This window comes from Mycobacterium sp. E2462 (genome assembly GCF_001672685.1).
GTDB lineage: Bacteria > Actinomycetota > Actinomycetes > Mycobacteriales > Mycobacteriaceae > Mycobacterium.
Genome location: NZ_LZKC01000197.1, coordinates 1 through 19,629 on the forward strand (window position 1 = coordinate 1; position 19,629 = coordinate 19,629).

Annotated in this window: 20 protein-coding genes and 1 pseudogene; 9 read left to right on the forward strand and 12 right to left on the reverse strand. The window is 64.9% G+C overall.

The window, feature by feature from the left end; genetic code table 11:
- Positions 1-534: pseudogene (locus tag A5714_RS09830) on the reverse strand (2,3-dihydroxybiphenyl 1,2-dioxygenase); the annotation flags it as partial.
- Positions 535-650: 116 nt separating this feature from the next.
- On the opposite strand from A5714_RS09830, the gene A5714_RS09835 reads away from it, so the two are divergent.
- Positions 651-1,376 (forward strand): TetR/AcrR family transcriptional regulator, encoded by a 726-nt coding sequence (locus tag A5714_RS09835; protein ID WP_068284865.1) that lies wholly within the window; start codon positions 651-653, stop codon positions 1,374-1,376.
- A 78-nt stretch (positions 1,377-1,454) separates the two neighbouring features.
- Here A5714_RS09835 and A5714_RS09840 read toward each other — a convergent pair whose 3' ends face one another.
- On the reverse strand, positions 1,455-2,099 hold the full coding sequence (locus A5714_RS09840; RefSeq protein WP_068284867.1) for a helix-turn-helix domain-containing protein: 645 nt from the start codon (positions 2,097-2,099) through the stop codon (positions 1,455-1,457).
- A 67-nt stretch (positions 2,100-2,166) separates the two neighbouring features.
- On the opposite strand from A5714_RS09840, the gene A5714_RS09845 reads away from it, so the two are divergent.
- Both A5714_RS09845 and A5714_RS09850 read left to right on the forward strand, forming a co-directional pair.
- Positions 2,167-3,732: an MFS transporter gene (locus A5714_RS09845; RefSeq protein ID WP_068284921.1), complete on the forward strand. Its 1,566-nt coding sequence runs from the start codon at positions 2,167-2,169 to the stop codon at positions 3,730-3,732.
- Between the two features lie 88 nt (positions 3,733-3,820).
- Entirely contained in the window at positions 3,821-4,726 is a 906-nt protein-coding gene (locus A5714_RS09850) for an SDR family oxidoreductase (RefSeq protein ID WP_156747254.1), read from the forward strand.
- 148 nt (positions 4,727-4,874) lie between these two features.
- Here A5714_RS09850 and A5714_RS09855 read toward each other — a convergent pair whose 3' ends face one another.
- Positions 4,875-5,177, reverse strand: a complete 303-nt coding sequence (locus A5714_RS09855; protein ID WP_068284871.1) for a DUF1330 domain-containing protein — start codon at positions 5,175-5,177, stop codon at positions 4,875-4,877.
- Positions 5,178-5,296: 119 nt separating this feature from the next.
- On the opposite strand from A5714_RS09855, the gene A5714_RS09860 reads away from it, so the two are divergent.
- Entirely contained in the window at positions 5,297-6,082 is a 786-nt protein-coding gene (locus A5714_RS09860; RefSeq protein ID WP_082959663.1) for a TetR/AcrR family transcriptional regulator, read from the forward strand.
- Positions 6,083-6,148: 66 nt separating this feature from the next.
- On the opposite strand, the gene A5714_RS09865 is transcribed toward A5714_RS09860, so the two are convergent.
- Positions 6,149-6,730, reverse strand: coding sequence for an SAM-dependent methyltransferase (locus A5714_RS09865; RefSeq protein WP_068284873.1), 582 nt, complete (start codon positions 6,728-6,730; stop codon positions 6,149-6,151).
- Between the two features lie 121 nt (positions 6,731-6,851).
- On the opposite strand from A5714_RS09865, the gene A5714_RS09870 reads away from it, so the two are divergent.
- Entirely contained in the window at positions 6,852-7,640 is a 789-nt protein-coding gene (locus A5714_RS09870) for an alpha/beta hydrolase (protein ID WP_068284875.1), read from the forward strand.
- 109 nt (positions 7,641-7,749) lie between these two features.
- Here the strand turns inward: A5714_RS09870 and A5714_RS09875 are convergent, their stop codons facing one another.
- The 4 genes from A5714_RS09875 to A5714_RS09890 are packed head-to-tail and all read right to left on the reverse strand — an operon-like array spanning position 7,750 to position 12,279.
- Positions 7,750-8,403, reverse strand: a complete 654-nt coding sequence (locus A5714_RS09875) for a DUF1345 domain-containing protein (RefSeq protein ID WP_068070672.1) — start codon at positions 8,401-8,403, stop codon at positions 7,750-7,752.
- A 26-nt stretch (positions 8,404-8,429) separates the two neighbouring features.
- On the reverse strand, positions 8,430-8,894 hold the full coding sequence (locus tag A5714_RS09880) for a hypothetical protein (RefSeq protein ID WP_068284877.1): 465 nt from the start codon (positions 8,892-8,894) through the stop codon (positions 8,430-8,432).
- Between the two features lie 8 nt (positions 8,895-8,902).
- Positions 8,903-11,815 (reverse strand): RND family transporter, encoded by a 2,913-nt coding sequence (locus A5714_RS09885; RefSeq protein WP_068284878.1) that lies wholly within the window; start codon positions 11,813-11,815, stop codon positions 8,903-8,905.
- Complete coding sequence (locus tag A5714_RS09890) at positions 11,812-12,279, reverse strand: MmpS family transport accessory protein (protein ID WP_068284880.1); 468 nt, start codon at positions 12,277-12,279, stop codon at positions 11,812-11,814. The genes A5714_RS09885 and A5714_RS09890 overlap by 4 nt, the downstream gene beginning before the upstream one ends.
- Positions 12,280-12,376: 97 nt before the next feature.
- Here A5714_RS09890 and A5714_RS09895 point away from each other — a divergent pair, with 97 nt between their 5' ends.
- On the forward strand, positions 12,377-13,210 hold the full coding sequence (locus A5714_RS09895) for a TetR/AcrR family transcriptional regulator (RefSeq protein WP_068284882.1): 834 nt from the start codon (positions 12,377-12,379) through the stop codon (positions 13,208-13,210).
- 550 nt (positions 13,211-13,760) lie between these two features.
- On the opposite strand, the gene A5714_RS09900 is transcribed toward A5714_RS09895, so the two are convergent.
- Positions 13,761-14,627, reverse strand: a complete 867-nt coding sequence (locus A5714_RS09900; RefSeq protein ID WP_068284884.1) for an alpha/beta fold hydrolase — start codon at positions 14,625-14,627, stop codon at positions 13,761-13,763.
- A 154-nt stretch (positions 14,628-14,781) separates the two neighbouring features.
- Entirely contained in the window at positions 14,782-15,294 is a 513-nt protein-coding gene (locus A5714_RS09905; RefSeq protein WP_068070660.1) for a TetR/AcrR family transcriptional regulator, read from the reverse strand.
- Between the two features lie 111 nt (positions 15,295-15,405).
- On the opposite strand from A5714_RS09905, the gene A5714_RS09910 reads away from it, so the two are divergent.
- Entirely contained in the window at positions 15,406-16,335 is a 930-nt protein-coding gene (locus A5714_RS09910; protein ID WP_068284887.1) for a LysR family transcriptional regulator, read from the forward strand.
- Between the two features lie 27 nt (positions 16,336-16,362).
- On the opposite strand, the gene A5714_RS09915 is transcribed toward A5714_RS09910, so the two are convergent.
- Both A5714_RS09915 and A5714_RS09920 read right to left on the reverse strand, forming a co-directional pair.
- On the reverse strand, positions 16,363-17,187 hold the full coding sequence (locus A5714_RS09915; protein WP_068284894.1) for an alpha/beta fold hydrolase: 825 nt from the start codon (positions 17,185-17,187) through the stop codon (positions 16,363-16,365).
- A gap of 88 nt (positions 17,188-17,275) precedes the next feature.
- A complete protein-coding gene (locus tag A5714_RS09920) occupies positions 17,276-17,743 on the reverse strand; it encodes a nuclear transport factor 2 family protein (RefSeq protein WP_068070654.1) in 468 nt (155 codons plus the stop codon).
- Between the two features lie 260 nt (positions 17,744-18,003).
- Here A5714_RS09920 and A5714_RS09925 point away from each other — a divergent pair, with 260 nt between their 5' ends.
- Together A5714_RS09925 and A5714_RS09930 are read left to right on the forward strand one after the other, a co-directional pair.
- Positions 18,004-18,510 (forward strand): TetR/AcrR family transcriptional regulator, encoded by a 507-nt coding sequence (locus A5714_RS09925; protein WP_231975857.1) that lies wholly within the window; start codon positions 18,004-18,006, stop codon positions 18,508-18,510.
- A 125-nt stretch (positions 18,511-18,635) separates the two neighbouring features.
- Complete coding sequence (locus A5714_RS09930; RefSeq protein ID WP_068284899.1) at positions 18,636-19,610, forward strand: LysR family transcriptional regulator; 975 nt, start codon at positions 18,636-18,638, stop codon at positions 19,608-19,610.
- Positions 19,611-19,629 lie beyond the last annotated feature (19 nt).

Below are 19,629 nucleotides of genomic sequence, written 5' to 3' on the forward strand. Positions count from 1 at the left end.
CATTCGCGGCGGCCGCACGGTCGCGTTGACCCGTTGATCGTCGGGACCGGTGTTGGACGCTTGCGAGCGCTGAGCCGGCAAGGCGGGTAATTCGTGCAGGCCCGCGACCACCTTGACGGCCATGCCGCTGGGGTCGCGCAACTGCACCGCCATCCCGCCGAGCGGCTCAGGCAGCCGGTAGACCGGGGCGCCGGTCCTGTCGGCCAGGCGGAGCACGTCGACTTCACCGGTGGCCTGCAGGGCCAGTCCTGCGAAGCGTGTCTTTGACGCGCGCCGCAGGATCACGCACGGCGCACCCGCTGAGGTGCCGCGCAAGTGCAGGGTCTGCGGTTCACGGAGGGCGACGCCGAAGCCGAAAGCTCGGGCGAACGCCTCCGCGCGCAGCAAGTCGGGTTTGTCGAACTCCAGCCAGGCGATGTCGGCGACCCGGATGATTGGGTCGCGGGCGCGGCCGGGATGCTCCCCGCGTCGCGCGCTGCGGTCGCTGTGCAGGTTCTGATGTCCGTCAGCGACGGGAGTGACCGTCTTCCACACGCCGAGTCAGCGCCCCTCTCTCATAGAATGACGAAATCGTCACACAAGACTGTATCCTCAGTCAAGGCTTCTGATGAAATCGTCACTGGTGAGGCGCGGCTGGTATTCTGCAGCTCATGCACGCGCCTGATCGTGACGCCCATGCGCCGCCAGACGCCCCTATTAACCGGCTGCAACGCCGCAAAATGCGCACCCGCGCCGCATTGATCCGCGCTGCCCAAGGATTCATCGCCGAAGGCAGGCTCGCCGTGCCGGTCCTGGAGATCACCCAGGCCGCCGACGTCGGCATGGGTTCCTTCTACAACCACTTCGACACCAAAGAAGAACTGTTCGCGGCGGCCGTGACCGACGCCCTCGACGACCTCGGCGCGCTGCTCGACGGGTACACCGCCGCCATCGCCGACCCCGCCGAGGCCTTCACCACGAACTACCGCCTCACCGGACGATTGCTGCGGCACCGCCCGCGGGAGGCTTCGCTGCTGCGAGCCAACGGCAGCTCGCTGATCCTGTCCGATCGCGGCTTGTCGCCGCGCGCACTGCGCGACATCACCGCCGCGATCGAACAAGGCCGGTTCACCATCGCCGACCCCGAACTCGGCCTCGCCCTCGCCGGCGGGGCCATGTTCGGGTTGGGCACCCTGTTACACGAACGCCCCGACCGCGACGCCGAAGCCACCGTCGACGCGGCCACCGAAAACCTTCTGCGAATCTTCGGCATGTCTGCCGAACAGGCTCGTGATTTGTGCCAGAAGCCGCTGCCCGACATGTCCTCGCTGCACGCCTCGCCCGCCGACTGGCCAACGCCCATGCCACACGACGACACCACTCCTCGACCCACCTGACCCGCGCCGACGCGGTCCGGCCGGCGTTGGCTGCGGGCGCGAGGGGGGAGTCGTAAGGCGTCTTCGGGACGTGATGCGTTATCCGCTTAGGGAAAAAGCATCACGCATGGCGTCGATTGCGTGCTTGTCACCGTCAAAGCGGACACGGCGGAGGGCGGATCTGCGGGCGGCGGCGTCGCTGCCGAGGCGTGCGGTGATCAGGTCGGCGGCAGCTGCGGTAATGCTGACGCTTGGCTCGCCGTGAGCGCCGGTCAAATGACCGTCGGTGACGCCGAATTCAAAACGGCGGCCGTCGATATCGACGCGGTAGGTGGCGTCAAGGTCGGCGGCGACGGCCGGATTGAAGGGCAGCAGGAGGCCTGCGAGGAATCCGTTGAGCGGCGTGATGGCACTGCTGTCCATGGGGTCGAGCTTGTCGAGGCCGAAGAGGGCGACGGCCTGCACGATCGGGAGCACGCGCTGCCAGGCGGTGTCGGTCAGGGTGTACACCGTGCGACCGATCGGCGCGGGTAGGTCGGTGCGGTCGATGAGGCCGGAGTCTTGGAGCTCTTTGAGGCGTTGCGCGAGCAGGTTGGTGGCGATGCCGGGCAGTTCCGCGCGCAGGTCGCTGTAGCGGCGGGGGCCACCGATGAGTTCGCGCACGATGAGCAATGTCCAGCGTTCGCCGATGACGTCGAGACCACGTGCGATGGGGCAGTTTTGGTTGTAGACCCTGGCCTTCACGGCAACCACTTTATCAACAACCCTACTTGGGTGATTTGTTTGTCTGACAGCTTTACTATCAATGTTCATGAGTTCCCGTCGTCCGGTTCTGCGCAATCGCCCCATCGCCGCGCTGGCGGTGATTTGCCTGAGTGTCTTCGTCATCAACGTGGACGCCACCATCGTCAACGTCGCCCTGCCGACCTTGTCGTACCAGCTACACGCCGACACCGCGCAATTGCAGTGGATCGTGGACGCCTACACCCTGGTGATGGCCGGGCTGCTGTTGTCGGTCGGAAGCCTCAGTGACCGTTACGGTCGGTTGGGTTGGCTCATCGCCGGTCTCGCGCTGTTCGCGTTGACGTCCGCGGTTGCGGCGCGGGCGAATTCGGCTGACCAACTAATCGCGGCACGTGCCGCTATGGGTATCGGTGCGGCGGTGATCTTTCCGACCACGCTGGGTCTCATCACCAACATCTTCACCGACCCGGTGCCGCGGGCCAAGGCTATTGGGCTGTGGGCGGCGATGGTGGGTGTCGGGGTTGCGGTGGGACCGATCAGTGGCGGGTGGTTACTCGAACACTTCTGGCGCGGTGCGATATTCATGGTGAACATCCCGATCGCCCTACTGGCCATCCTCGGCGGCATCCTGTTCGTGCCCCCCTCGCGCGACCCGAACGCCCCGCGCGTCGACGTGCCCGGGCTGCTGCTGTCCGCGATGGGCATCACCACGCTGGTCTACACCGTCATCGAGGCCCCCACCTGGGGCTGGACCAGCCCCCGCGCCGCCACCGGATTTGCCACCGCCGCGGCCATTCTCGTGGGCTTCGCCCTCTGGGAGCGGCGCAGCACTCACCCGATGCTGGATGTCTCGGTGTTTTACAACCGCCGCTTCTCGGGCGGCAGCCTGGCCGTCACGGCGAGCTTTCTCGCGCTGTTCGGCTTCATCTTCGTGGTCACCCAATACTTCCAATTCGTCAAGGAATACACCGCATTTCAAAGCGGCGCCCGCCTGTTGCCGGTGGCCATCTCGATCGCGCTGACCAGCATTGTGGGACCCCGGCTTGTGGAGAAGATCGGCACCACCGCCCTAGCGGCCGGCGGACTCGCGATCTTTTCTGCGGGTCTCGCATGGTCTTCGACGGTCGATGCCGCAACCGACTACCCCGAGATGGCCTTGCAGATGCTGCTCCTGGGCGGTGGTCTGGGCCTCACCATCGCGCCGGCCACCGAGGCCATCATGGGGTCCCTGTCCACCGAGAAGGCCAGCATCGGCTCCGCGGTCAACGACACGACCCGCGAATTCGGGGGCACCCTCGGTGTGGCCATCGCCGGCAGCGTCTTCGCGTCGATCTACAGCGCACGCATCGCCTCGGCAACCAGCCTGGGCGGGTTTCCCGCCGCCTTGCACTCGGCGATCGGGCGTTCAATGGCGTTGGCGCACAGTATCGTCGGTCAGCTGCCGTCGGCACACGCCACTGAAGTCCGCGTTGCCGTCAACGATGCGTTCCTCGACGGCTACCGCGTCGCGACCCTGGTGTGCGCCGGGATCGCGGTGGGTGCCGCCCTCGTCGTCGCATGGCTGCTGCCCGCCCGAGCCGACCAACCAGCGACCACGAAGCCGACTGCTGACCCAGCGGACGTCCTGTCCTGACACTCGGGGGACACGAGCGCCTTGTCGTGGCCCCACAGCCTGACACGCCCACCGACCGCTACGTCACATCGAACCCAAGGAGATCTTGATGAAACAACCCTTTGCCGAGAAGGTCGTGGTGATCACCGGCGCCTCCCAGGGAATCGGCAAGGCCATGGCGTTGGCTTTCGCCGGGCAGGGGGCGTCGGTGGTACTCGTCGCGCGGTCGGTCGGCCTGCTCGAGGATGTCGCACAACAGGTCCGCCGGCTCGGCGCAGTCGCGCTTCCGGTGCCGACCGACGTGACGTCGCCGGAGGCGGTCAGCGCGCTTGTCGCCACGATTATGGATCGATTCGGCCGGGTCGACGTACTGATCAACAACGCCGGCCTCGCCCGAGTCGGAGCAGTCGAATCCTCAACGTTTGCCGACGACGCGCGAGCCATCATGCAGGCCAGCCTTTTCGGAGCGATCAACGTGACTCAGCAGGTGTTGCCGGTCATGCGTCGGCAGGGCTCGGGCACGGTGGTCAATATGTCGTCGGTGATGGGCCGGAAAGCCATCGCCCGCTTCGGCGCCTACGGACTGGTCATGCACGCGATCTCGGGATTTTCCGACGCGCTGCGGCAGGAATTGGCTGGGACGGATATCAAGGTGTCGGTGATCTACCCGGCATTGACAACCACCGCCCTGCTCGAAGAGGTCGACGAGGAAGACATGCCGCCCGCGTTCCGCTACCTCACTCCGCTGTCGGTCGATGACGTCGCCCGTGCCGTGGTCAGCGCCGTTCGCCGTGGCAAGCGCCGCATCGTGATACCTCGGATCGTCACCTTGCTGTTGGTCACCGAGGCGGTCTCGTCGCGCTTGGGCGACCTCATCATCGAGGGGTTGGCGCGCCACCGCTGGTTCGGCTGGGTACTGGGCCTGAGCCGCGGGCAGACTTATCACCAGAGCCTTTCCACCAGTCGGGCTTCGATCGAAACGCCCGAACCCGCGCGTCCCATCGACAACGGTTGACCGTCGACGACCGTCACCGGCGAGGCGGCGGTGGCTGGTTGGTCGCCACCCGAAGTTCGGCAGCGTCGAGGGCCGACCTGACGCGAATGTTGGTTCCGCGGCCCCGTCGTCACGGTAACCGCGGAGCCCTACGGATACCGACATCAAGTCATCGCGACGTCGCGACGCCCTCCATCACGTAGAAGTTCGCCGTCGAATTGTTGCGCCGAAAAGGAAGAATGGCTTGGTACTCGGCGGAGGCGTACCAGGTCTTGAACGCTTCCACGGAAGGGAATTCGAGGACGACCTTTACCGGGTATTCCCCCGGGCCGCCTTCGATGACTTCCGGGCTTTGCCCTGCTACGAGATATCTGCCGCCGTGCGAGGTGATCGTCTCGGCCACCCCGTCGAGATATGGCTGCATCCCGTGCAGGTCTCCCGGCTCCAGCTCGCAAAGCGCATAGACCGCCATGACGTACCTCCTGAGTCGCTCTGGCAGCGGGGCGATGCGCGCGCTGGCAGGTGGGTTCTCTCTGGCGGACCGCGGGGGACGCCTCCTCCCACAATAGCGGGCTTGTTGAGTGAGACTCAATGAGTAATGTGGAGGAATGCGGAGGGTCGGTTGCTCCCGCCCGCGCCCTTATCCGACGATCGGTCGGTGACTTCCGAACGAGAACTTCCTCTTTTGCGATCGGCACCCCGGTGACGCAACGTCGAGCGCAGGCCGAACGCGCTCGCCGGAGGCTGCTCGACGCAGCGCTCGAACACTTCTCGACGAGCCACTTCGACGACGTCACCGCCAGCGACATCGCCGGATCCGCCGGTGTGACACAAGGTCTGCTCTTTCACTACTTCGGCAGCAAGCGCGGTCTCTATCTCGAAGTGTTGCGCGAGGCGGCATCGCGCGTCGGCGCCGCGACCACCTCTCCGGCCGAGACCGCCTCGGCGGGTGACTGTTTCCGCCAGATGATTCACGCACATCTGACCTATCTGGGTGACCATAGGGACTTCGCGTTGCGGCTGATCCTCGGCGGAGACGGCGGTGACCCGGAGGCACGAGCAATCTTCGACCAGGCGCGCTGGCGCACCATCGAATGGACCTGCGCCCTTCTCGACCTCGATAGCACCAATCTTGCGATCGGATTGATGCTGCGCTCCTGTCAGGGCAGCCTCGATGAGGCCACCGCCTTCTGGCTGAACCACGACCACCCGTTCGGCCGCGACGAGATGGTCGAGGTGGTCGTCCAGCTACTCGTCACTTCACTGCGCTGTGCCGCCCGCCTCGACCCTCGCCTCGATGTATCGACGGCCCTCTCGGCGCTCACCGGCTCCGAGGAGCGTGCAACGCCACCTGAACCCCACCGGCCGGCGACGTGATCCGTTGGGCCTTCCGGTCGCTACGCCACGGGGCCCAACGATGTACGGCTGGGTCCCACCCGTCGCTCACCCTCGCAGTGCCGTGACGAAGCTGATTTCTGCGGCCGACCCGACGTCGCTGAGTTGGCTCAAAGCCGGCAGCCCCGCCGTGGAAAACAGCTCGCCGATCCCGAATGTCGTTGTTGTCCAACCTGTCCCCTGTAGACAAGGCGGGGCGTCGGTGTGTTCGCCGGGATAGATCAAACCGGCGAGGTTCATGTCGAGACCGCGCCGCCGCCAGCCCTGGGCCATCATCCGTGCCTGTTCTCGCGACTCTGCTGACGTTCCGGTGACCACACCGTAGTCGGCGGCAAGCCGGCTGTGCCGGTGGGATAGCGAGGTGATCGAGTCCAGCAAGGCGACCTCTGCCGCACGCGGCAGGTAGCCGATCAGGAGACCCTCGGCGAGCCATGCCGTGGGTTGTGCCGCCCTAAACCCGCTGTCCTGCAACGCCGCCGGCCACGCCTCGCGCAAATCGACTCCGATGTGTTTCACGCTCGCGCCAAGGGCGGACAGCGCACGGCGTCTAAACGCCATCACGTCGGGCTGGTCGATTTCGTACACCGTCGTACCCGTCGGCCGGGTTCGGGCGGCGAACATGTCGACCATCCGAGGAAAATTCGGCTGATTTGCAGCCGATCTCGCGCATCCGGACCACATGCTGCGCTCCGGTCGGGTCGGCGTGTCTCGGTGCCGCACAGGGAGATCAATTGCGTCGGGAGGGCGCACGATGAAACTTGAAGTCATCGATAAGGGTTCGAGTAGTGCAGCGCATCCCGCGCCGCTGCTCTTCGTCCACGGCTCGTGGCATGCGGCCTGGTGTTGGGACGAGCATTTCCTCGATTTCTTCGCCGACGCCGGCTATCGAGCGATGGCCGTGAGCCTTCGCAACCATGGTCAGAGCGAAAGGGCCAGAGCACGAAAATGTTCGGTTGCCGATTGGGTGCACGACGTGGTGAGCGTCGCCAGATGCCTTCCCGTGGAACCCGTGGTCATTGGCCACTCGATGGGCGGCTTCATCGTTCAGAAATACCTCGAGACGTACAGTGCCCCCGCGGGAGTCCTGCTCGCGACGATGCCGGTAAGTGGAGCCAGCCGCGCCCTGATCCGCATCCTGGGGCGTCACCCGACGCGCTCTGCGCGCGCCCTGATCCGGGGCAAGACGCTGAGCGCGGTAAACACACCGGCAGTGGCACGCGAGAACTTCTACTCCGCGGGCACGCCCGATCCGGATCTGGCGCGCTACGCCGCCCTGCTAGACGAAGAGTATGTCGGAAGGCAGGCCTTGGATCTGACGCTGCTCAGCCTTCCCAAGCCCAAGCGAGTCACCACACCACTGCTCGTGTTGGGAGCCGCAGAGGATGCCTGTTTCAGCCCGAAGGAGATACGGAAGACGGCTCGCGCGTACGGTACTGACGCCGACTTTTTCATCGGCATGGGGCACAACATGATGCTTGAACCGGATTGGCGTGCGGTCGCCGAGCGGATCGACGGCTGGTTGTCGACACAGGGGTTATGACGGCGCGAGACGACGGTGGGCAGCCCGGACGTTCAGCCACCGGCTAGATCCCGGGGCCTTTGCCGGCCTCAATCCTCGGATGACGAGACATGGTTTTGCCGAGCCGGTGTCACAGGCCGCTCAGTGTGGTGATCACCTGCACGGTGATCGCGAGGATCACCGTGCCGAACAGATACGACACCATGGCGTGCTGCAGCACCGACCTGCGAATCACGCGGTCCTTGACGGCGGTGTCGGTGACGCCGTACGTCACGGCGATGGTGAACGCCAAATAGGCGAAATCGGAAAACTCCGGCCTCTCCTCGTGATTGAAGTCGATCCCGCCGACGGGTTCGGTATAGAACAGGATGGCGTAGCGCAGGGTATAGACGGTCTGGACGACCAACCATGAGGCGATCACGCTCAAGAACCCGATGACCGCCGCAATCGTCGCATCCGGTCCACTCGCAGTGCCGGCAATGAGCAGGTAGGCCACGCCACCGAGGCTGGCGATGCTGGCGATGACGATGATGGTGTCGGCGGGCCGCCGGGCAGGCGGCCGCTGCTGGACGGTTCGTTCGATCGCCGAAGGCGCCATCGATCGGACGCTCGCGTGCGTCCAGATCATGTAGAAGGTGGCCGTCGCGATCCACCCCGCTGCCGGGGCGTACCGCCATCCCGCGGTAACGCCGACCAGCGCGCCGGCTGTGGCACCGAGCAGGGCGGCGATCCCGATGTGAAACGTTCGGGAGTGGCCTTGCCACAGGATGGAGGGAATATGCATACGTCAGCCAAGCACGAAGCCGGCCGTTACGCCGTGGAACGCGCGTGAGGCGGTTCGTCGACGGTGGTAATCGGTTCCTGCAGGTGGCTTCTCAACCGCGCGACCCTGAGCAGTTGCATGGTGAGATTGGTGGCTCCGATCGCGGGCAGCCCGCCGATGAATGTGCGAACCGAGGGCGCGCCGCCGTGCAGCTGTTGCAGACAACCGAACACATAGAAGCATGCCATCGCGAACAGGGCGGCCGGGATCGAATAGGCGAGCGGTGAGCGGCAGTCGGAGACGATCTCCCGCGCATACTCGATTTCGTCCGGCGACATGGGTTGATGCTTACGGACTTTGGCCAGGACCTCTTTATGGGCACCTACCGTCTCGCCCAATTCAGCGGGCCGCCGCTCCTCCAACCGCCGGACAAAGAGGAACGCGCAACCGACACACGTCAGCCCAAGCGCGGCAACGGCTATCGTGAGCAAGGTATACAAACCGAAGGCCATTGTTGCTCCTAAGTCTTCGCGTCGACGGTGCCAAGGTGGGTCATCGCCGGGTCGTCGTCCTCCCAGAGCAGCAACTGACGCACCGCGGTCCGCGGGCCGTAGGGCCGCAGCATCGTGCTGGCTGGACGCGGCCGTACCCGCAATGGCCACCAGAACCAACGTCCCAACAGCGCGGCGATGGACGGGGTCATGAACGCGCGCACGATCAGGGTGTCGAAAAGCAAACCGAGCGCGATGGTGGTGCCGATCTGACCAAGCACCCGTAGGTCGGCAAAGACGAAGGAGGCCATGGTGGCCGCGAACACGAGGCCGGCGGAGGTGACCACCGAGCCGCTGCCGGCAATCGCTCGAACGATGCCGGTGTTGATTCCTGCGTGTACCTCTTCCTTGAACCGGGAGATGAGCAACAGGTTGTAATCCGATCCCACCGCCAACAGCAGGATGACTGCCAGCGCCAGCACGATCCAATACAACTGGATGCCGAGGATGTCCTGCCAGAGCAGCACCGACAGGCCGAACGAGGCGCCCAGTGACAGGGCGACCGTTCCCACGATGACGATCGCGGCGATCAGGCTTCGGGTGATGAACAGCATGATCAAGAAGATCAGGCACAACGCCGCCAGTGCCGCGATCATCAAGTCGTAGGTGGCGCCTTCCTGGATGTCTTTGTACGTGGCCGCGGTGCCGGAAAGGTAGATGTGCGAGCCGGCGAGAATGGTGCCCTTGACCGCGTCTTTGGCCGCGTTTCTGATCGGGTCGATGCTGGCGATGCCTCGGGGCGTGGCGGGGTCACCTTCGTGCGTGATGATCATCTGAGTCGCCTTGCCGTCCGGGGAGAAGAACAGCTTCAGACCCCGTTGGAACTCGGGGTTGCTGAAGGCCTCGGGCGGCAGGAAGAACGAATCGTCGATTTTCGCGGCGTCGTAGGCCTGTCCCAGGGCGGTCGCCGTGTCGGTGTTGGCCTGCGTTTGGGCGTTGATCCCCGAGTTGGTGGCGTAATTGGACAGCGTGAGCCTGAGGTTCTTCTCTTGGTCGGCGATTTGGGGCGGCAGCAGCGTCACCAGCTTCTGCTGACCTGCATCCAGCTTGTCCAAGCTCGCTGTGAGCGCGGTGAATTGTTCACTGAGCTGGTCAATGCCGTCGATGGCGTCGAAGACGCTCCGGAACGCCGAGCACACCGGGATGTCATAGCAGTGCTTTTCCCAATAGAAGTAGCTGCGGACCGGACGCAAGAAGTCATCGAGATTGGCGATCTCGTCCCGCAATTCATTGATGGTACCGATGGTGGCGTGAAAGCTTTGGGTCTCGTCGTTGGTCGAAGCGGCGAGGTCCTTCTGTAGCGAGTACTGCTCGTTCAAGATGCTGACGGTGTGGCGAATCTGGTCGGCCTGCTTGAGCAGGTCGTCGGCGCGGTCTTTCTGATATTGCAGATTCTCGACGTTGCCCACGTTTCCCGCGCTGATTTGAAAGGGGATGGAGGTGTGGACAATAGGGGTTCCCTGCGGCCTGGTGAGCCCCTGCACCTTCTGAATGCCGGGAAGGTGGAAGATGGCTCGTGCGATCCGTTCGACGACCAGCATGTCGGCGGGGTTGCGCATGTCGTGGTCTGCCTCGACCATCAGCAATTCGGGATTGAGCCGGGCCTCGCCGAAATGCCGCTCGGCCGCCGCGTAGCCGAGATTCGCCGGCGAATCGGCGGGCATGTAGGGGCGGGCGTCGTAGCTCGTGGTGTATCCCGGCAGGGCCAGTAGACCGATCAGCGCGACGCCGACCGTCGCTACGAGGATGGGACCGGGCCAGCGGACGATGGCGGTGCCGATGCGTCGCCAGCCCCGGGTGCGCATCGCGCGCTGAGGGTCGAAAAGGCCGAAATGGCGGCCTATCCCGAGTATCGCCGGGGCCAGGGTCAGCGCGGCCGCCAGCGCCACTAGGACGCCGGTGGCAGCGGGGATGGCCATGGTTTGGAAATAGGGAAGCCTGGTGAAGTGCAGGCAGAAGACCGCGCCGACGACGGTCAGGCCGGAGCCCAGGATAATGTGCGCGGTGCCGCGGTACATCGTATAGAAGGCTTCGCGACGATCTTGCCCGATATGGCGCGCTTCGTGGTAGCGGCCCAGGATGAAGATCGCGTAGTCGGTTCCGGCAGCAATCACCAGCAACGTCAACAGATTCGTCGAATATGTCGAGAGGCCGATGACTCCCGAATTTGCCAGTAGGGCAACGACTCCGCGGGACGCGGTCAACTCGATCATCACCGTGAAGAGGACCAGGATCGCGGTGACCAGAGAACGGTACACCCAGAACAACATGACCACGATCACCGCGATCGTGATCAAGGTGACCATCAACGTGCCCTTGCTGCCGACCTCGAACTGATCGGTCACCAGCGGCGCCGCACCGGTGACATATACCTTGACCCCCGGCGGCGGCGACGAGTGGGCGACGATGTCGCGCACCGAATCCACGGATTCGTTGGAGAGCGACTGGCCTTGATTACCGGCAAGATTGAGTTGCACGAGGGCCGCCTTGCCGTCGTCGCTCTGGGAGCCCGAGGCGGTGAGCGGATCCCCCCAGAAGTCCTGGATGTGCTCAACGTGTTTCTTATCCTGCGCGAGTTTCTTAATCAGACCGTCGTAGTAGTGGTGGGCGGCGGCGCCCAGTGGCTGGTCACCTTCCAGCACGATCATGGCGGCGCTGTCGGAGTCGAACTGGTTGAACACCTTGCCGATGCGCTTGCTGGCCAGCAGCGCCGGCGCGTCCTGGGGGCTCTGGGACACATTGTGTGCCTGGGCGACCTTTTCCAGCTGCGGCACGTAGACATTGGTGAGTACAGCCACGGCAAGCCAGAAGGCGGCGATCAGGACCGAAAACCGCAGCAGTATCCGCGGTACAGCATGGCGCGGCGCACCGCCTTCGCTCATGCGGACTTCACCAGGCAGAACGTATAGGCGTTCACGGTGTTGACGATCCTTTCGTCTTTGACTTCGCCGTCCACGATGATGCGACATCCCAGCGAGTCGCTATTTCCCTGTGCCACAAGGTTGGTGAAGGCGCCGGGCTGCGTGGTGACCATCTGCAACGACCACGGCAGGGGCGCATCCGTCACCTTCTGCGGCTGCACGTTGATGTCAAGGTAGTTGATGGTTGCCACCTTCCCGGCGTCACCGAACACCTGCAAAACGATGTGCTTCGGATTGAAGTCGACGTCGTTGCCGATCGGACCGGGGGTAGACGTGTCGTTGTCCGAACCGAAGATCCGGTGCAGCCGATAGACGCCCGACCCGGCCGCGGCGATCACCAGGAGCGCGACGACGAAGACCCAGCCGCGCCGGACGCGGCTACCGACCGAAGTCCGGTTCGTTGAGTGCCGGGGCACCTCAGCCATGCTGCGGCGGTCTCGCGGTCGAGCAGCTTCTCATCGTGATAACCTAACCGGTATAGAAGGTAATTGCTACTTGTATCTAGTGTCATAAAGGTAAAGCATGATCGCCGCGCCCTCCGGCCTCGATAGTCCGCCCGACACCGACGCGCTTCCGGTCCCTGACGAACTGGTGCAAGCCGCGCTGCGGGCCGCCGAGAAACGAGGCAAAGACGTCGCCGACGTGCCGGTGCTCGCGATCGCGCGCGAAGCCGGGATCTCGCGCAGCACACTCCTGCGGCGCCTCGGCGGCACCCGGGCGGCATTGGATGAGGCGGTCCGCGCGGTTGGGGTCGACCCAGGTGGTCAATTGCCGGTTCGCGCCCGGGCGCTGGCCGCGGCGGCAGCAATCATCGGCGAATCCGGTCTGGCAGCGGCGACGTTGGAGGCAATCGCCACCCGCGCCGACTGCGCCGTCCACAGCGTGTACATGGCCTTCGGCAGCCGCGACGAACTACTGCGGGTGGTTTTCGAATGTCACAGCCCTATACCCGATTTCGAGGATGTCCTCGACGCCGCCACCGACGATCTCACTGCCACCGCGCAACGCCTCTATCAAGCTCTGGCGGCGACGCTGGGCCGCGAACCACGGGTTGCGCCGGCGATCCTCGCCGAAGTATTTGCCCGTCCGACGAGTCCGACGGTCCAGACGCTTAGCCAACACGGTGCTCCGCGGATGCTGGACGTGCTGGGTAGCTGGCTCGATTCACAAGTGCAACGGGGCCGGATCCGAGATCTGCCCCTGCCGTTGCTGGTTCAGCAACTCATCGGACCGATGTTGATGCACATGCTCACCCGACCTGCGTTAGCCACCACCGGAGTGATCCAACTGCCGGACGCGGACACCACCTGCGCCGAGTTCGCTGCAAACTTCGTGCGCGCGGTGGCCGTCGACTGAAGCAGCGGCATGCCTTCGCTGACGCCCAGGTGAAGCGGCATCACTATGAAGATTGGGGATCGACGATGAAGGTTGTGACGGTCGAACTCCGAAATCTGCTGCGCATAGGCTGGTGTGCGCTTGGCCCCTACCCGGGCTGTGGTGCGTTGACCTCTGATGCCCCGCGAAAGTTGCCGTCGGCGTAATCGTCTGCGGATCGGCCAGGCGATATCTTGACAAGCCAAGTTTCCAGACGGCCTCCCGGACATAGCCGGTCTCAGCGGGCCGCCGACAGCCACCGGCCGTCGCGCGGCAGCAGCGGCGCCACGATGGCCCACCCGGTATTCGTGCATTGCGGTGAGATCGGGTGGTCACATCGCGGCGTTTTCGGCATCGGTCACCGTGATCGCTACGGTGTCCTGAGCCAGCACATTCGTCGCCGCCGGCAGCGCTCGGAGGCCGCAATTGGATGCGAACGGCGGGCACCGTCACCGCGAAGGCCGCGCCGAAGACAGCGGCAGCACCACGATCGGCCCCGGGGTGGCGGGTACCTAGGGATCGCGTGGGCGTCCTAGAGCCGACCGAGGAAGTCGCGGATGTAGCCGCTGATTTCTTCTCCGTGTGTCTCGAGGGCGAAATGACCCGCGTCGAGCAGATGAAATTCGCCGTGGGGGAGGTCGCGGCGGAAGGCCTCTGCGCCGGGGGCGCCGAAGATCTCGTCATTCTTGCCCCACGTGACCAGCAGCGGCGGTTGATGGGTGCGGAAGTATTCCTGGAACTTGGGGTAGCCGTCGAGATTGAACTGATAGTCCCAGAACAGCTGCAGTTGAATGGCATCGTTGCCTCTGCGGTCGAGGCCTGCCTGATCCAGCAGCCAGGTCTCCGGGGCGATGCGGTCGAGTCGATCGGCCGGCACGCCGTGGGTGTACTGCCAGTGCGTCGTCTGCAAGGTGAAGTATTCCCGGACCGAGTCTTCGTTGGGGCCGCGGTCTTTCGCGTGCGCGAACAGTCTGTCCCAAAAGGGCGTGAAGCCCTCCATGTAGGCGTTTCCGCTCTGCGTGATGATCGCGGTGATGCGCTCCGGTCGTGCGCTGGCGATGCGCAGCCCGATGGGTGCGCCGTAGTCGTGAATGTAGATGGCGAAGCGTTCGAGCCCCAAAGTGGTGATGAGCTTCTCTGTGATCTCGGTAAGCCGGTCGAAGCTGTAGGTGAACTGGTTGACCGAGGGCATCGAGGAGCGCCCGAAGCCGATGTGGTCGGGCGCCACCAGGTGGTAGGAGTCGGCCAGCGAGTTAATCAGATTACGGAACATATGAGAGCTGGACGGAAAACCGTGCAGCAGAAGCACTGTGGGGTTCGAGCGATCGCCGGCCTCGCGGTAGAAGACGTCGAGGCCGTCGATGGACACGGTGTGATAGCGCGTGCTGAAGCCGCTCATGTTTCCCCTTGTGGATAGGCGTGTGGATGGGCGCGAGTCACTTGCCTACACACTGCGTCGCCCCGGCGGCCGGAAAAAGGGCCAATCCGCGATCACTGAGATCGACGGAGCTGATTAGTGCCGTCGGGGCTCAGGCGTTGCCGTCGGCCCAGCGTCAGGCCAACGCCGAAGTCGCATGGTCGAATACCTTCGCGTCCCCAAGCCCGCGCGCCAAGATCATCGCGCCTTCCAGCGTCGCGAAGATCCGCAATGCGTGCGTCCGCGGATCGGGCCCGCCGATCCGATCGGCGATGTCAGCGGTAACGCGTGTGAAGAAATCGCGGGCCGCCTGGGCGACCTCGGGCGGCAGACCACCCGTCTCGGCACCCAACGCTCCGCCCATGCACATGCGGCCGGTCGTGCGCAGCACGTTACGGAACACCGCCAAATACGCCGAAACGACGTCGACGCCTTCGGCGGTCGCGTCCGCCACCGCGGCGAGAACGTTGTCCGTGTAGCGGTGCATCACGGCGACCGTCAGCGCAGCCTTGGTCGGGAAGTGGTGGTGGACACTCGAACTCTTGATGCCCAGTTCTGCCGCCAGATCGCGGAAGCTGTAGCCGTTATAGCCGGCGTCACCAATGCGGCTCTCCGCAAGGTCCATCAAGCGCTCGGCCGTGTCGCTCATCACCCTCCCTATCGGTAGATAAGTTTTGACAACCGTAACGCCGACTCGTAGGCTCAGTACAGCTACCTATCGATAGGTAGATAACTTTTCCCCATGGGACGGTGAGTCGGGGTGGAACTGCGTCAACTGGAAGCGTTCGTAGCGGTCGCGACGGAACTGCACTTCGGCCGCGCGGCGCACAAGCTGCGTGTTGGTCAACCGACCGTGAGCAGTTTGATCCGGCACTTGGAGCGGGAATTGGGCGCGCAGCTGATGACCCGAACCACCCGCAGGGTCACGCTGACGAGCGCCGGGGACGAACTCTTGGGTCGCGCCAAGGTCATACTCGACGAAGTGGGGTCGGCCTGCGCCGCCGTGCATCGGGTGGCCGACGGACGTGCGGGCACCGTGCGGCTCGGCATGACGCCACCCGTTGCTCCGGTGCTGGCGTCACACCTCATCACCGTCTTGCGGGACGCGGCACCGGAAGTCAAGGTCGCGGCCCGGCGGATGTGGCTACCGGACCTCGCCCGAGCCACGGCCGACGGCACGATCGACGTCGCGGTCACCTGTGGTTCACTAGCGCACCCGCCGGGGGTGGTCGACGAAGTGTTCTGCGGCGAGCCGTTACTGATCTCGGTGCGGCCGAATCACCGACTTGCCGAACAGGATTCGATTGCCCTGGGCGATGTCGCGGGCGAGCGGCTGGGCATTCACAGCTCGGCTCTGTTCCCGGCGTGGGCGCTGGCGCATCGGCAGGCGCTCGAGGCGGCCGGCGTGTCGCCGGTGACGGTTGAACTCGCCGACACCGACCTGTTTGCCCGGCGCTGGCCGGACCAGTCCGAGGTCGACTGGATCCTCACCACGGCCACGATGGCCGCGCCGGGGTTGTCGACCCCCACCCGACCCGTGCGACCCGCGCAAATCCTGCCGTACACGCTGCAGTGGAGTCCCACTCGCGCGGCCAACGCTGCGGTGGGCCGCTTCGTGCACCTGGCCTTGACGGCCGACGTACCCGCGGGCTGGGTGACTCTGCCCGGCCACCTGCGACACGAGGGCTGAGAGGCCCGACCGAACACCGCGACGGCATCAGTGCCGGATGAAGTTCAATAGCTCGGCGTTGATGACGTCGGCGTGAGTGGTGGGCATGCCGTGGGGAAACCCCGGATACGAAATCAGGCGACTATTCCTGACCAATTGTGCTGTCAGCGGGGCGGAATCGCCATAGGGCACGATTTGGTCGTCCTCGCCGTGCATCACCAACACCGGTATGGTGACCCGCTTCAAATCCTCGGTGAAGTCGGTCTGCGAGAACGCGACGATGCCGTCGTAGTGCGCCTTGGCGCCGCCCATCATGCCCTGCCTCCACCAATTGTCGACGACGGCTTCCGACGTCGGCACCCCCGGCCGATTGAATCCGTAGAACGGTCCCGAAGCCAACTCGCGGTAGAAGGCCGACCGATTCGCCGCCAACTGCGCCTGCAGGTCGTCGAACGCCTCCTTGGGTTGCCCGCCGGGGTTCGTTGGTGTGCGAACCATGAGTGGTGGTACGGCACTCAGCAACGCCGCCTTGGCAACTCGAGCTTCACCGTGGCGGGCGAGGTAACGAACGACCTCGCCGCCTCCGGTTGAATGGCCCACGTGGATGGCGCCTTGCAGGTCGAGATGGGCGGTCAGGGCCGCCAGATCATCGGCGTAATGGTTCATATCGTGACCGGTACCGGTCTGGCTGGATCGTCCATGACCCCGTCGGTCGTGGGCGATCACGCGGTAGCCGTGTTTGAGGAAGAACAACATTTGAGGGTCCCAGTCATCGGCGGACAGGGGCCACCCGTGACTGAACACGATCGGCCGCCCAGAACCCCAATCCTTGTACTGGATCTCCACCCCGTCGCCGGTGATGACGCTGTTCATGCTGCCTCCGGCCGTAACTGGTGCGGAGACCATGCGCGGTCTGCGTCGGCGATCTCGTTGCGGCGCAGGGAATACGACGTCAAGGGCCTCACTGCAGCGGGATGACGTGGCTCTGGCCGCGCTCGTTGGCGGGCCGGGGACCGAAGTACCGACGTTCGGACTCGTCGATGCGCACGTCATTGATGCTCGCCTCGCGCCGGCGCATGAGGCCGCTGTCGTCGAACTCCCAGAGCTCGTTGCCGTAGCTGCGCCACCACTGGCCCGAAGCGTCGTGACACTCGTACTGAAAGCGCACCGCGATCCGGTTGTCGTGGAAATCCCACAGGCTCTTGCGAAGCGCATAGTCCAGCTCACGCTGCCATTTGGCGGTGAGGAACTCGACGATCTGGTCTCGGCCATTGACGAACTGGCCACGATTACGCCAGGCGCTGTCCGGGGTGTAGGCCAGGCTCACCCGGTGCGGGTCGCAGGTATTCCACGCGTCCTCTGCGGCTTGTACTTTCTCCAGTGCTGTCTGTAGGTCGTATGGGGGAAACGGTGGACGGGACTCCTGCACCGCTCGCTCCTTTCGGGACTCGGTGATGGGGGGGGGCCACGACATACGTTGCGTCATGGGGGGACTGAGAAAAAGAGGCGAATCAGAATCGATCCGATTGCCCGCGTTGATCAATCCCGAGACGCTTGCGCCCAAAAAGCCCGTTACGTTACGTTCGGAACGAAATGAAATCGCCCGAAGGTGGAGACGGCCCGCAGCCCGCGGCCAAGCAGGGACGCCCCCGCGACACCAGCATCGGTGCGGCGGTTCTGCGCGCCACCGTGGAATTGCTCGAGGAAATCGGCTATGACCGCCTGACGATCCCGCAGGTCGCAGCTCGCGCCGGCGCCACGCCGCCCGCAGTCTATCGACGGTTCCCAAGCAAGGTGGAGCTGGTCTACGAAGCGGTGTTCGCCAGTTCCACCGCAACCGAATTGCCCATCGCCGACGACCTCGCTTCCACCGTGCGCGCCTTGCTGGGTCGGTCGATCGACCAGTTCCGGCAACGCGCCGTTCGGACGGCCGCCGCGGGCTTGATGGCCGATCTGCGCGCCCGGCCCGGCCTGTCGAGGCGGTTGGCCAGTGCTCAAGAGACCACCTACCGGCAACTGCAGGAATATCTCGACGAGGCCCTGCCGAAGCGACCGAAAAAGAAGCGAGTCGACGCGCAGATGCTGGCCGATCTGATCAGCGGAATGGTCATGATGGCCGAGGCCAACGAGCGGGATCTCGACGACGCCTGGGTCGACGCGGCGGCGGCGCTGATTGTCGACGGGCTAGCCCACTGACATCGGCGGGGAAGGGGCGAATCCGGGGGAGTTGATTTACGTTACGATAATGACGTAACGTAAATGGTATGGATGGCGTGGGCGCACGGGGCACGTCCTCGAGGGCCGCAACGGTGGCTCGTTAAATGGAGCTACGTCAACTGGAAGCATTCGTGGCCGTAGCCCACGAGTTGCACTTCGGGCGCGCCGCCCAGCAACTGCATATCGGACAACCGGCGCTCAGCACGCTCGTGCAACGCTTGGAGCGAGAACTGGGGTCCGCGTTGATGATTCGCAGCACTCGCCGAGTCGCCCTGACCGCCGCGGGGACCGAGCTTCTCGGCCGCGCTCAGGCCATTCTCGACGACGTCGGAGCGGCCTGCGCCGCGGTGCACCAGCTGTCCGAGGGCCATTCGGGGGTGGTGCGACTGGCGATCACTCCACCGGCCGCGCCGGTGTTAGCGCCGCATCTGGCGAGAGCGCTCCGACGCAAGGCGCCGCACGTCGAGTTGATCGTGCGTCGGATGTGGTTGCCGGAGCTGCGGAGCGCGGTCGCCGTGGGCAGCGTCGACGTGGCCATCACGTGCGCCGCCGTAGCGGCGCCACCACAAGTGATCGCGAAGGTGTTCTGCGCTGAGCCCTTCCTCGTCGCCGTCAGGCGCAGCCACCCTGTGGCTAAACAGGATTCGGCAATGCTGGCCGACCTGGCCGGTGAGACCCTCGGTGTGCACAGCGCTTCTCTGTTTCCCGCGTGGGTGGCCGGACAACGCGACGCGCTGGAAGCAGCTGGTCTGCGGCCGCCCATGGTGGAACTCGACGACGTCGACCTTCGCGCCCGCCGCTGGCCGGCCCAGGCGGAGGTTGACTGGGTGTTGACGACCCCCTCGCTGATGGACTGCGAGACCGTGCAAGTCGTACGGCCCGCGACTCCCGCGATGGCTCTTCCGTATACCTTGCTGTGGAATCCGGCCCTCGCCGCGTCGCCCGCCGTCGGGCGTTTCGTACATCTGGCCCTCGCGCTCGACGTGCCCGAGGGCTGGGCCACCCGGCCGGGCCATCTGCGTCACCAGGATGCGGGTTCCGACTGGCGGCTCGGTGGTCGACAAGAGCGAACTGCCTGAGCTGAACGTCCGCGCTGAC

Excerpts from the sequence above, each read along its gene's own strand:
- A5714_RS09880 (WP_068284877.1), bottom strand. The coding sequence starts at position 8,894 with ATGGCCTTCGGTTTGTATACCTTGCTCACGATAGCCGTTGCCGCGCTT.
- A5714_RS09895 (WP_068284882.1), top strand. The coding sequence starts at position 12,377 with ATGATCGCCGCGCCCTCCGGCCTCGATAGTCCGCCCGACACCGACGCG.
- A5714_RS09905 (WP_068070660.1), bottom strand. The coding sequence starts at position 15,294 with ATGAGCGACACGGCCGAGCGCTTGATGGACCTTGCGGAGAGCCGCATT.
- A5714_RS09855 (WP_068284871.1), bottom strand. The coding sequence starts at position 5,177 with ATGGCGGTCTATGCGCTTTGCGAGCTGGAGCCGGGAGACCTGCACGGG.
- A5714_RS09845 (WP_068284921.1), top strand. The coding sequence starts at position 2,167 with ATGAGTTCCCGTCGTCCGGTTCTGCGCAATCGCCCCATCGCCGCGCTG.
- A5714_RS09885 (WP_068284878.1), bottom strand. The coding sequence starts at position 11,815 with ATGAGCGAAGGCGGTGCGCCGCGCCATGCTGTACCGCGGATACTGCTG.
- A5714_RS09900 (WP_068284884.1), bottom strand. The coding sequence starts at position 14,627 with ATGAGCGGCTTCAGCACGCGCTATCACACCGTGTCCATCGACGGCCTC.
- A5714_RS09850 (WP_156747254.1), top strand. The coding sequence starts at position 3,821 with ATGAAACAACCCTTTGCCGAGAAGGTCGTGGTGATCACCGGCGCCTCC.
- A5714_RS09890 (WP_068284880.1), bottom strand. The coding sequence starts at position 12,279 with ATGGCTGAGGTGCCCCGGCACTCAACGAACCGGACTTCGGTCGGTAGC.
- A5714_RS09860 (WP_082959663.1), top strand. The coding sequence starts at position 5,297 with ATGAGTAATGTGGAGGAATGCGGAGGGTCGGTTGCTCCCGCCCGCGCC.
- A5714_RS09835 (WP_068284865.1), top strand. The coding sequence starts at position 651 with ATGCACGCGCCTGATCGTGACGCCCATGCGCCGCCAGACGCCCCTATT.
- A5714_RS09865 (WP_068284873.1), bottom strand. The coding sequence starts at position 6,730 with ATGGTCGACATGTTCGCCGCCCGAACCCGGCCGACGGGTACGACGGTG.
- A5714_RS09870 (WP_068284875.1), top strand. The coding sequence starts at position 6,852 with ATGAAACTTGAAGTCATCGATAAGGGTTCGAGTAGTGCAGCGCATCCC.
- A5714_RS09875 (WP_068070672.1), bottom strand. The coding sequence starts at position 8,403 with ATGCATATTCCCTCCATCCTGTGGCAAGGCCACTCCCGAACGTTTCAC.
- A5714_RS09930 (WP_068284899.1), top strand. The coding sequence starts at position 18,636 with ATGGAGCTACGTCAACTGGAAGCATTCGTGGCCGTAGCCCACGAGTTG.
- A5714_RS09915 (WP_068284894.1), bottom strand. The coding sequence starts at position 17,187 with ATGAACAGCGTCATCACCGGCGACGGGGTGGAGATCCAGTACAAGGAT.